Here is a 12,532-nt window from a genome sequence, read left to right as displayed (position 1 = left end):
CACACATTTATATGATTAGTTGTCAATGGCTTAACGACAACGAAAAGCCACCTGCAAAGGGGCCTTTTGTTGAAAGCCGCTTGGTGGTTTCATAAAAGAATGGATACCTTTGTGCCATTAATAATAAGGTCAAAATAATGACGGATAATACTAAAGATAAAATCAAGGAACTAGACGACGTTGTCATACGATTTTCGGGTGACTCCGGCGATGGGATGCAGCTTACCGGCACCCTGTTTTCTGACACTTCAGCGCTGCTGGGCAATGATTTGGTAACCTTTCCTGACTATCCTGCTGAGATTCGTGCTCCGCAAGGAACCGTTGGTGGCGTATCAGGATTTCAGGTTCATTTCGGACAAACGGAGATAAATACTCCGGGCGATTATGCTGATGTGCTGGTAGCCATGAACCCTGCCGCTCTTGCAGCCAACATCAAATGGATTAAGCGTGGCGGCACGGTCATCATCGACATCGATAGCTTTACCGAAAAGAATATAGAGCGTGCCGGAGCTGTCAAAGATCCATTGCAACAATTAGGTTTTAGAGATTATAATGTTGTTAAAGCACCCATAACCACCCTCACACGTGAAGCGCTGAAGGATCTCAACATGGATTCGAAGAGTGTGCTGCGCAGCAAAAACATGTTTGCTTTGGGGATGGTATATTGGTTGTTTCATCGTCCGATGGAATTTACCAATAAATTTATTGAAAATAAATTCAAGAAAATACCGGTAGTAATAGAAGCCAACAAAATTGTGCTCAAAGCCGGTTATTATTATGCCGAGACAGTGGAGGCGCTGCATCCGAGTTATTGTGTTGCCCCCGCAATTATCGAGAAAGGCACGTACCGCAGCATCAACGGCAACCTTGGTGCAGCATGGGGTTTGATTGCCGCAGCCGAAAAAGCCAATTTAAAACTTTTCCTGGGCTCATATCCCATTACCCCTGCCAGTGAAATTTTACAGGAGTTATCCAAACGCAAAGATCTGGGCGTAAAATCATTCCAGGCTGAGGATGAAATAGCAGGAGTTTGTACCGCTATTGGTGCCAGCTTTGCCGGTCACCTTGCTGTAACCTCTACATCCGGTCCCGGATTATCGCTTAAAGCAGAAGCAATCGGATTGGCTATTATTATGGAGTTGCCATTGGTAATTGTTAACGTACAGCGTGGCGGCCCTTCTACCGGTTTGCCTACCAAAACTGAGCAAAGTGACCTGATGCAGGCGCTTTATGGCCGACATGGCGAAAGCCCGCTGGTAGTGATTGCTGCAAGCACGCCAAGTAATTGTTTCAACTATGCTTTTGAAGCCGCCCGCATAGCCCTCGAACACATGACCCCGGTAATCTTGCTTTCCGACGGCTTCCTGGCCAATGGCTCAGAGCCGTGGCGCATCCCCGACATCAGCACCCTACCCGAAATTCATCCTCCGTTGGTAAAAGAAGGAGCAGAGGATTTTCAGCCCTATCGACGTAATGATGACTTTGTAAGAGGTTGGGCGGTACCAGGCACCAAAGGCCTGGAACATCGTCTGGGAGGTCTCGAAAAAATGGCCGTCACCGGCTCGGTTTCCTACGTTCCCGAAAACCACCAGTTGATGACCTACGAGAGAGCAAACAAGGTTAATCGCGTGCAGCGTGAAGTTCCTGATGTAAAAGTGTATGGCGACGCCAGCGGCGAACTGCTGCTCATTGGCTGGGGTGGCACCTACGGCCATTTGTATACCGCTTACCGTCAATTAAAAAAAGAAGGGTACAATCTGAGCTATGTGCATTTTAATTACATAAAACCTTTACCTGCCAACACCTACGAGGTACTCAAAAGCTTTAAGAAACTGCTGGTTTGCGAGCTTAATACCGGACAGTTTGCCAGCTATTTGCGGCTCAATTTCCAGGGTCTCTCTTTCCTGCAATACAACAAGATTCAGGGGCTGCCTTTTAAAGTAGAAGAAATAAAAGAACAAATCAAAAAACAATTGGAGGTACAATAAATCATGGTTGAAACACCTAAATTAGCACCCAAAGATTTCAAGAGCGACCAGGAAGTAAGATGGTGCGCCGGTTGCGGCGACCATGCTGTTCTTAGCGCAGTGCATCGTTCGATGGCCGAGCTGGGACTGCCCAAAGAAAAATATGTAGTTATCTCGGGTATCGGATGCTCTTCGCGATTTCCTTATTATATGAATACCTATGCTATGCACAGCATTCATGGCCGTGCAGCAGCAATAGCTTCAGGCGTTAAAGTGGCAAATCCCGAACTCAACGTTTGGGTTATCACCGGCGATGGTGACTCTCTGGCCATTGGTGGAAACCACTTCATCCATGTCTTGCGCCGTAACATTAATCTGAATATCATCCTGTTCAACAATCAGATTTATGGTCTTACCAAAGGGCAGTATTCGCCTACTTCACTCGAAGGACAAATAACCGCGACATCTCCCTACGGAACTGTTGAAACTCCCTTCAGCCCCGGTGAATTGGCAATCGGTGCAAGAGGAAGATTCTTTGCTCGCTCACTCGACAATAATGTGGCTTTAACCACTTCTATATTTACTGAGGCAGCCCGTTTTGAAGGAGCAGCGCTGATAGAGGTTTTGCAAAATTGCGTGATTTACAACGATAAAGCACACGCTTATATCACCGACAGAGAGATGAAAGAAGAGCGGCAACTGATTCTGGAGCATGGCAAACCCATGATCTACGGAAAGGAACGCAACAAAGGTATTGTTCTCGATGGGCTAAAGCTTAAAACGGTAACCATCGGCGAAAATGGCATCACTGAAGCCGACATTTTGATACACGATGCAAAGAATCCCGATCCGGTGTTACATCTGATGCTCGTTAGTTTGAGTCCCCCTGAGTTCCCCATGGTTCTGGGTGTGATACGAGCAGTGGAATCAGAATCTTACGATAAGAAATTCCATGATCAGATAGACCAGGTACAATCAAAGTCTAACAAAAAAACCTTACAGGATGTGCTTTACAGCGGAAATGTCTGGAAGGTATAACAATACATTTTCTTAATTGACACTGATTAAAAAAACAGCCCTGCAACCGATCGTTGCAGGGCTGTTTCATTTTGGGATAAAATAATTTTTCATCCTAACCCTTCTTCCAGCTAAAAAAGATACTTGAGCGAAATGCCCAGCCGTGGCCCCGAGAGAGAAATATCTCGCGTGATCTCATCTTCCGCTGAAGGATGATTAGGGTCAGGGTTGGGCACCTCCACAAGGAATGCCTGTTGGTAACTGCCCAGCTTGTAATCGGCAAAAAGGTCGAAAGCAAAGTTGCGCGAAAGTTTCATCTGTAGCCCAAGGGTAGCTGATCCGAGGATTGAGCTGCCATTTGATGGGTCAGGATTCTCCTTCTTTTTAAAATCCAATTGATAACTTATCAATAACAGCTCGCCACCAACACCTACATAGGGAGTGATAAAGGCAAACTGCAACGGAGAGGCGTAATAGCGAATATCAAAGCTGATTGGGTAGCCATTTAGCAAGAGCTGCGTCTTGCCATAAGTGGGGATGGTGGTTTCCGAACGTGCCTGCCAGAAACCTATGCCTGCCTTTGCCGTCAAGTCTTTAATGAGTTTGAACTCAGCAAATCCTTCCACAAAAAGTATAGTATTAAAATCACTGTTGCGAAAATCAGAGCCATCATCGTTTTTCCAATAATCGAGATCGGGTTGGTAGATGCCCATGGAAAGTCCGAAACTTCTAAATTTAAAATTGTTGGTGTCTTGGGCTGCAGCGTTTTTTGTAGCTGCCACCATTAAAAACACAGTTAAAATAAAAACTGAGGTTGAATAAAAAAAAGTGTTTCGCATAGAAATATTAATAGGGTGCAGCCTTTCTAATAAAAAAAGCATGAAGCATACAACGATGCTTCATGCTTTAGAGTAAACTATTTACGTGGAAGCTTAATTACCCCAGCCTTGGTGGTGGCAATAGGTTTCCTGAACTTTCCAGTTGAATACTTCAAAGGGGAAGTTGACAAAGTCGCCCTTGTATTCGCCGGTGTAGTTATAGATTTTAAAGTTTGCCAGACGGCAACGAGTGAAGAGTTGTTGCGCATATTGATAGCGGGGTCCAATGCAACGGGTATCGACAACTTTCAGATCAAAATTACTATTTTCTGCCATGCTGGTAACCAGCGCTGATGAGCCGATAGAATAAACAAAAGTTCCGCAGGCTCCTTCGCTACAGTTTTCTGATTGGCCTGAGAGTTCGTAGGGCGACCAGGTCAAAGTTTTTACCAGGCGGAAGCCGGTGAATGTGTACCATAGCGAGAAGTGTGGCATCTCAAAGGTAGCCATTGTGCGGTCTTCATTCAGCACGCCTTCTATGATTTCCCACTCCTGTGTGTCTTCGTTGAAACTGCCAAGCAACATTGGGCTGTCGCCGTTGAGCACAGCAGCAATGGTGACGGGCATCTGAAGGGTAGCTTTGGCATTTTCGGGGAAAGTAAGATCGGGCGAAAAACTAAAACCTGACTGGATGGCGCGGTCACCTTTAACCTCAAAGTCGCCAAACTTAGACGGACTTGGAATGTAGGTAACGGTTACATCTACAGGTTGGCTAACTGCTCCTTCGGGGAAAGTGAGAATAGGCGCTTGCTCAAAGTCACTCTCGATAGCCATGCTGGCTCCGGAGGCACTCACTGTTGCGCTATTGCCTAATTTGCTTAGGTAAAAGCGTTCCTTGGTAACAGCAATTACTCCTTCGGGAGTTTTCTCCACTTCAACCATAGCACTAAGCGAGAGGTATCCTGTTTTGGTAGCCGAAATAATGTATGTACCGACTTGTTTCCCTTCCAAGTTAAGGCTTCCCGAGCCATGTTGATATTCGCTAAGAATGCCGTCGGGTGTTATTACGGTTACGGTAAAGTCAGTCAATGCATTGCCCCGATCTCCGTCAAAGACGGTTACCTTCAGCTCGTTGAGCGTTTCCGGATTGGGTTCAGGCCAGTCGGAGGTTCCTACTTTTTTGCATTGCGTAAAGCTAAAAATCAGTACGCCGGCGATGAGGAAAAGGCCGAAAAATGATTTGTAAAATTTGGTTTTCATGTTTACTCCTTTTTTATTGATAGATGATTTTTTTCAAAAATAGATAAACTATTTGTTCAATTGCGTTTTTAATTCCAAAATTAACCTTTTTTTAATAAAGTCAGGATTATAATCCAACAGCATGTCGGTAAGATTATAGCCTGTATTGTAAGTTACCCCATTTTGAGGAAAGCCTTTGGCGCGGTATTCCCAGGCAAAGTCATCGGCTGGGCGGATGCGGAAAAATCTGAGTCGTGTGTATTTTCGGGGAGGCAGCGGAATCACAAACCGAAACCCTCCGTCGAAGTCATCTTTGGTGGCCAAAGCCATAAACCCAATCTCCACCTCTCCAAATTGGCGCATCAGCTCAAAACGTATTGCCGGAGTATTGAAAAGGAAATTCCCCACCTGCATGCGTGCAATCATGTCATATGGATTGTAGCGATATTCGGCAGTAAAAAGTGCTGTGAGATAGGGCAGTTCGTCGTAAAATTCCGTTTCTATTCCGGTAAACGAGTAATAACGTGTGTAGCCAACATTTGCTCCCAGACCAACACGCCCTTCGGCCAATAGCTTTTTCAGTTCGATATTGCCGCCTGCTCTGTTTTTGTTAAAAGTACCGACGGTAATATTGATATAAAAATTGTCGGCCAGGTTGGCAAATTGATTAAGAGTAATGTTGCCGGGTCGTACTGTTTCGCGTTCGCTGACAAAGAAAAAACTATTTTGCACCGGAATAATCAACTGTGCTTTGAGCGTAAGTCCTTTGGCAAGTGTGGTGTTAAACTCAGGGATAATGCTGATGTTGGATTCGACTGGATTACTAAAATTACCAAATTTGGCATTCCAGGTCAGCAGCACCGGCAGATCAACTTTGTAAAGTGAGCTGTTTGATACTGCGGCTTTGCGTGGCAACTGTGGAGCATCCAGTGAAATGTACAAAAGCTCCATCATTGCCCGATCGTCGAGGATTCCTTTCGAATAATTTTCTAAAACATCCATCGGTATCACCACCTGCAACATCGCCACTTTATCTTGAAGCAAAACGAGTTGCAACTTATCCGCGGTATCAGTAACGTTATTTTGAATGATAAGAATGGCCTCGGCTAATCCTCGTGGATCAAAGCGAAAGCGCCGGTTTTCGAGATAAACGGTTAGTGTATCCGGTTTCGTTTTCACGAATATATTTTCGAAACCTGCGTTCTTTAAACTGTTAATAACGTCTTGTTGCGGCAAAGTGGTTTGAGAAAAGGCCGAATCAGGACTTGCTAAAATGAGATAAACAAAATGACAAAGAACGATGAGGAAAGGAGTGTAGGCTTTGCTTATCAATAACTTAAGATGCTTTTGATGAAGAAACCACCATCCTTCCTTACAATTTACTAATCTGCAAACATACGTTAAAAACAAATAGTTGTCAACTAAGGGTGTGTTTTTTCGGTTAAAAAAGTTTAATAATTGTGATTTACTATACATTTGCCTTGCATGCTTGCTAATCTGCAAAAATACATTTTTGACCATCAGTTGCTAATGCCCGGGCAAAAAATATTGCTAACGGTGAGCGGCGGCATCGATTCGATGGTGTTGGCGCACCTGCTCGTGCAGTTACCGCTGACGGTGACCGTTGCGCATTGCAACTTTGGCTTGCGTGGCGCCGAGAGCGATGCAGACGAAACCTTTGTACATGATTATGCACATAAAAATAGACTGAACCTGCTTGTGAAGCACTTTGATACAGCAGGTTACGCTGCTAGTAACAGTCTTTCAATCCAAGTTGCTGCGCGCGATCTGCGCTATGCATGGTTTGAAGAGCTTATCACCAAAGAAGGTTTTGATGCTTATGCCACGGCCCATAATTTTGACGACCAGGTGGAAACGTTTTTTATAAACCTGTTGCGTGGCACCGGAATCGCCGGGCTGAAGGGTATCAAATCCCGCAACGGCAATTGCATCAGGCCGCTGCTTTTTGCCACAAGAGCGCAAATCGTCGATTATGCCAGGCAAAATAATATTGCGTATCGAGAAGATAGCTCCAATCAAAAAGATGACTATTTGCGCAATCGCTTGCGCCATCAAGTGTTGCCAGCTTTAAAGGAATCTTCTGATAAGTTTGAAAGTGGCTTTAAATCTACTTTTGAAATTCTAAAACAATCGCATAATTTTATTGAGGACGAAATAAATCGACGTCGTCAATTAATGACGCATACAGATGGGGACTACACACTGATTCGGCACAGCTATTTGCAGCCGGAGACGCATCTTGAATTTGTACTTTTCGAAATACTCAAACCTTTTGGCTTCAACCAGTCCGACATCGGCGACATTATCAAAAGTCTCGATGCCATGCCTGGCAAACATTTTTTATCAGCCAGCCACCGGCTCATCACCGATCGCGAACATCTGGTGCTGATGCCGCTAAAAAAAGAGGAGACCACTTTTGATACTTATAAAATAAACGACAACGATTATCAAATGAGCTACCCGCTGAAGCTTCGTTTTTCGATGATCGATCGCCAGAAGTTGCAGCTAAACAAATCGCCGGACATTGCTCAGCTTGATTACCAAAAACTTCGGTTTCCACTCACTTTGCGGCGCTGGCGGCAAGGCGACTATTTTTATCCGTTGGGTATGCGTGGCCGCAAAAAGCTCTCTGATTTTATCACTGATCAGAAAATGTCAGTTGTCCAAAAACTAAATCTCCAGGTGCTTCTTTCTGGCCGCGACATCGTTTGGGTGGTGGGTCATCGCATCGACGAACGTTACAAAATTAGCAGTTCAACACAAAAGGTGTTTGTTGTTGAGTTGCAAAATGAGCAGTAAAACATTGTAAAGTAAATCAAGCTGCACAGCCTTCGTAGGAGATACAATTTCAGGGCTCGACGCATCTAAGGTTATTTCCATTAATCTGGGTTGCCGTCCCTTTGAGGACTGGCATCCCTTGCATGCCAATTGTGAACTATGAGTTGCTGACTGAGAACTGCCGTATTTTCCGATCAATCATATTTCGAGGCCGTCTTTGTCGAAACTTATTAATTTTGCTTTTTTTTAATAAAAATAATTCAGCATACTGATCACTAAATCTGCTAAATAATGAACTACAGAAGCGGCAATCTGCAAAAAACAATCACCATTACTCTTTTCTTTTTTCTTTTCGCAATTGGCTTTTCAACCATAGCGCCGGCACAGGTGCTCGAGCCGGTAAAGTGGAGCTCCCGCAGCGTCGATCTCGGAAGCAACCAATACGAATTGACTTTCACAGCTACCATCGATAGCTCATGGCATTTGTATTCGCAAAATGTTCCCGACGGTGGCCCGGTGTCCACTGCATTTTACTTTGATAACCTGGATGGATTTTCGTTTGTCGATCCTGCTACCTCCACAGAAGAAATGGAAGGTTTTGAGCCAGGCACCACCATTCATCGCGTCATTTTTGATGAACCACAGCCTATCGATGAGTTCGATCCTAACTTTGATATGGTGGTAAAATATTTCAGTCATCAGGCGGTGTTCAGCAAAAAAATTCAGCTCAATAGCGACGCGCCGCTTACCATCTCCGGCTTGTACGAGTTTATGTGCTGCGACGACAGCAAATGTCTGCCGCCCGACGATTCGCCATTTAGCTTCGACTTCCACGGCGGAGCCGCCGCGTCAGTTCAGGCCAGCGAGGCACCGGCTGTGCAAATGGAAGAAGGCAACCCGATTGTGGATGGACAGCTTAAGGAAAATAGTAGTCTATGGATGCTTTTTATCTTTTCAATTCTCGCTGGTTTTATTGCCATTCTTACCCCGTGCGTTTTCCCGATGATCCCGATGACGGTGACATTTTTCATGAACAACTCCGACAACAAAGCCAAAGCACGTTTTCAGGCTCTGGCCTATGGTTTCTCTATCATATTTATCTACACCGTTCTGGGTACCCTGGTAGCGGTTACTCTGGGCGCCAACTTTGCCAACTGGCTCAGCACCCATTGGATTCCAAACGTGTTGTTCTTTTTGATCTTCCTGTTTTTTGCCGCCTCATTTTTGGGCATGTTCGAGATAACATTGCCAAGCTGGATGATCAACAAAACCGACAGCAAGGCTGACAGAGGTGGTTTTAGCGGTGCCTTTTTCATGGCCTTTACACTGGTGCTGGTATCGTTTTCGTGTACCGGACCCATCGTCGGCGCCATCCTGGTGAAGTCGGCAGGCGGCGCAGTGCTCGAGCCTATTGTGGGTATGTTTGGCTTCTCGCTTGCCTTTGCGTTGCCGTTTACTGTGTTTGCCTTTTTCCCTTCCTGGCTGGCCAACCTTCCCAAGTCGGGCGGCTGGCTCAACAGCGTGAAAGTGGTGTTGGGATTTCTGGAGTTGGCATTGGGTTTAAAATTCCTGAGCATCGCCGACCAGACTTACCATTGGGGCATTCTCGACCGCGAAGTTTACCTGGCTTTTTGGATCGTCATCTTTACACTAATGGGATTTTATTTGCTTGGAAAGATAAAGTTTGCCCACGACAGCGACGTGCATTTCATCAGTGTGCCGCGTCTGATGCTCTCCATCATCGTATTTAGTTTTGTGCTTTACATGGTGCCCGGTATGTTTGGTGCTCCTTTGAAAGCCTTGTCGGGATATATGCCGCCGCAGCAAACCCACGACTTCGACATCAACAGCATTGTGCGCGATAATCTCAAGATTGCATCTTTTAGCAACAGTGGCACCAAAGCTACCTCCGCCTCCGATATCTGCGAAACGCCCAAATATTCTGAATTTCTGCATCTACCCCACGGCCTCGAAGGCTATTTCGATTATGAGCAGGCGCTGGCTTGCGCCAAAGCAGTAAACAAACCCCTTTTTATCGACTTTACAGGCCACGGCTGTGTGAACTGCCGTGAAATGGAAGCCAACGTTTGGGCCGACCCCAAGGTGTTGCAACTGCTGCGCGACGAGTTTGTGATTGCTGCTTTGTATGTGGATGACAAAACCCGTATACCCGAGGAAGATTGGATAACCTCTTCGCACGATGGCAAGGTGAAGAAAACTGTCGGGAAAAAGTATTCAGATTTCCAGATCACCCGCTTCAACGTGAATGCGCAACCCTATTACGTGCTATTTGACACACAGGGCGAAATGCTGATAAATCCCCGTGCCTACGATCTGGATGTAGATAAGTTTATCGGTTTCCTCAAGCGTGGCATCGCCGAATTTAAAGCCCGCAACGCAAAGCCCGCCGCCTTCGATGCGGCCGCTTTGTAGGGGAAAAGTTAGGGAAATGCTGAAAACTTGACGAAAAAGTACAGGGTTAACAATACAAAACAAGCCCGCTAATGATTTGGCGGGCTTGTTTTTTTATAAAATATTTGGCGTAATAGACATTTTTAATGCGAAAACCTATGCCCCGCTGCTGCTTCGCGCAATAATCTGGTTGCGCCTGTCGAGCAGCGCATCTATCTGCGCTTCGGTAAGTCCCCCTGATTTCAAATGCTTGTCGATGGCAGCAACCTCAGCAGTGAAATCGGCTTCTGCTGTTTTCGATGGTTCTGCTGATGCTGCGGGAGGAGTGATGATGGGCTGTGAGGCGAACTTTTCATCTTCTTCGTCCAGATTGAAATCGTCGCCCAGCTCATTTTTCATCTGTTGGATAAAGTGGTGGAGCATCTGGTGAAAAGGAGCTCCCATCTGCGCAAGCATTTCATGCGGTATGTTGTTGCGCACTATCTCGTAGTTGTTGATGATAAAGTCGAGATTTTGCGTAAACGCTGGCCCCAGTTGTGCAAGATGGTCGTCGTACGACTTCTTTTTGAGCCGCTTAAAAATCCGGATCAATTGGTCGAGGTCTTTTTTAAAATCGTTGTTATCCATGATGTTTCTGATTGTTGCAGCAATAAATGTGTTTTCTCGTTGCAAATAAACTTGAAAAATAACGGGCAAAGCTGCATAAAATTACCCGTGCATTATTACACGCTCATACTCAAACATGAGAGGTCGCACCAGTAAGTAAGAAGCGACCCCTCATAGGAATTTCTAAATTACAAATTTCAAAAAACAAAGAGCGAGATAAAGCTCAAAATCTAAATCCCAAGATGCAAGCTGCTCCGAATATTTGAAATTTGTTCTTTGTGATTTGGAACTTGCCCTCTATTTCTCCGCCATCATCTCGGTAAAATATTTATAAAAATAAGGAATGGTTTCGATGCCTTTGTAGAAGTTGAAGAGCGGATAGTTTTCGTTGGGCGAGTGTATGGCGTCGGCTTCCAGGCCAAAACCCATGAGAATGGATTTGATGCCCAAAATCTTCTCAAAAGTAGAGATGATAGGGATGCTGCCGCCGCTGCGCACAGGCACAGGGCGTTTGCCGAAAGTCGCGGTGTAGGCTTTGTCGGCAGCCTGGTAGGCGATCATATCTGTGGGCGAAACGTACGCGTATCCGCCATGCAGCTCTTCCACCTCAACGCGAACGCTGTCGGGAGCAATAGCTTTAAAATGTTTTTCGAAAAGCTTAGCGATCTTATGATGATCCTGATCTGGCACCAGCCGCATCGAAATCTTGGCATGTGCCGTCGAAGCGATCACTGTCTTGGCGCCTTCGCCGGAGTAGCCGCCCCAGATGCCGTTCACGTCGAGCGACGGACGTATGCCGGTGCGTTCGTTGGTGGCATAACCTTTTTCGCCTTGCACATCGCGGATGTCGATGGCTTTTTTGTATTCTTCCAAATTAAACGGCGCTTTGGCCATCATTTCACGTTCCTTTTTTGACACTTCCAGCACGTCGTCGTAGAATCCGGGGATGGTGATGTGATTATTCTCGTCGGTGAGTTTAGCAATCATCTGTGCAAGAATGTTGATGGGGTTGGCCACCGCACCGCCATAAAGGCCGGAGTGCAGGTCGCGGTTTGGTCCGGTCACTTTCACCTGCATGTAAGCCAGCCCGCGCAGGCCGGTGGTGATGGAAGGGATGTCGGGAGCTATCATTCCGGTGTCGGAAACCAGGATGATGTCGGCCTTGAGCATCTCTTTGTGCTTTTCGCAGAAGGCGCCCAGGCTTGGCGAACCTATCTCTTCTTCACCTTCAATCATAAATTTTACGTTGCACGGCAGCGTGTTGGTTTTTACCATCAGCTCAAAAGCTTTGGCGTGCATAAACGACTGACCTTTGTCGTCGTCGGCGCCGCGTGCCCAAATCTTGCCGTCTTTTACTACAGGCTCAAAAGGTTTGGTTTTCCACAGCTCCAGCGGATCCACCGGCATCACATCGTAATGCGCATACACCAGCACGGTAGGTTTTGACGGGTCGATCATTTTTTCGCCATACACTACCGGATTGCCGGCCGAAGGCATCACTTCTGCCTTGTCGGCACCGGCCGAGAGCAGAGTCTTCTTCCAGGATTCTGCTGCCCGTTTCATGTCGTTTTTGTGCTCTGCAAGCGAGCTTACAGAAGGAATGCGGATGAGTTCGAAAAGTTCTTCAAGAAAACGGTCTTTGTTTTCGTCGATGTAAGTTTTGATATGTTCCAT

At 46.0% G+C, this 12,532-nt stretch carries 9 protein-coding genes; 4 read left to right on the top strand and 5 right to left on the bottom strand.

Annotation, left to right across the window (positions count from 1 at the left end; translation table 11 throughout):
- Positions 1–137 precede the first annotated feature (137 nt).
- Both VFC92_13885 and VFC92_13880 read left to right on the top strand, forming a co-directional pair.
- Positions 138–1,988 carry a 2-oxoacid:acceptor oxidoreductase subunit alpha gene (locus VFC92_13885; protein ID HZK09270.1) on the top strand — a complete coding sequence of 617 codons (1,851 nt, stop codon included), beginning with the start codon at positions 138–140 and terminating at the stop codon, positions 1,986–1,988.
- 3 nt (positions 1,989–1,991) lie between these two features.
- Complete coding sequence (locus tag VFC92_13880) at positions 1,992–3,005, top strand: 2-oxoacid:ferredoxin oxidoreductase subunit beta (protein ID HZK09269.1); 1,014 nt, start codon at positions 1,992–1,994, stop codon at positions 3,003–3,005.
- Between the two features lie 110 nt (positions 3,006–3,115).
- Here VFC92_13880 and VFC92_13875 read toward each other — a convergent pair whose 3' ends face one another.
- The 3 genes from VFC92_13875 to VFC92_13865 form a co-directional block, all read right to left on the bottom strand.
- On the bottom strand, positions 3,116–3,769 hold the full coding sequence (locus VFC92_13875) for a hypothetical protein (protein ID HZK09268.1): 654 nt from the start codon (positions 3,767–3,769) through the stop codon (positions 3,116–3,118).
- A gap of 147 nt (positions 3,770–3,916) precedes the next feature.
- Positions 3,917–5,062, bottom strand: a complete 1,146-nt coding sequence (locus VFC92_13870; GenBank protein ID HZK09267.1) for a hypothetical protein — start codon at positions 5,060–5,062, stop codon at positions 3,917–3,919.
- Between the two features lie 48 nt (positions 5,063–5,110).
- A complete protein-coding gene (locus VFC92_13865) occupies positions 5,111–6,517 on the bottom strand; it encodes a YjbH domain-containing protein (protein ID HZK09266.1) in 1,407 nt (468 codons plus the stop codon).
- Positions 6,518–6,526: 9 nt separating this feature from the next.
- Between VFC92_13865 and tilS the strand changes: the two genes are divergently transcribed.
- Together tilS and VFC92_13855 are read left to right on the top strand one after the other, a co-directional pair.
- A complete protein-coding gene (gene tilS / locus VFC92_13860) occupies positions 6,527–7,861 on the top strand; it encodes a tRNA lysidine(34) synthetase TilS (protein ID HZK09265.1) in 1,335 nt (444 codons plus the stop codon).
- Between the two features lie 270 nt (positions 7,862–8,131).
- Entirely contained in the window at positions 8,132–10,273 is a 2,142-nt protein-coding gene (locus VFC92_13855; protein ID HZK09264.1) for a cytochrome c biogenesis protein CcdA, read from the top strand.
- Between the two features lie 135 nt (positions 10,274–10,408).
- Here the strand turns inward: VFC92_13855 and VFC92_13850 are convergent, their stop codons facing one another.
- Both VFC92_13850 and VFC92_13845 read right to left on the bottom strand, forming a co-directional pair.
- Entirely contained in the window at positions 10,409–10,879 is a 471-nt protein-coding gene (locus VFC92_13850; GenBank protein ID HZK09263.1) for a hypothetical protein, read from the bottom strand.
- A gap of 276 nt (positions 10,880–11,155) precedes the next feature.
- Positions 11,156–12,532, bottom strand: coding sequence for a dipeptidase (locus VFC92_13845; GenBank protein HZK09262.1), 1,377 nt, complete (start codon positions 12,530–12,532; stop codon positions 11,156–11,158).

Source organism: Bacteroidales bacterium (genome assembly GCA_035647615.1).
Lineage (GTDB): Bacteria > Bacteroidota > Bacteroidia > Bacteroidales > 4484-276 > SABY01.
The sequence above is the reverse complement of the archived record's forward strand: the minus strand, read 5'-3'. Positions and strand labels throughout refer to the sequence as shown.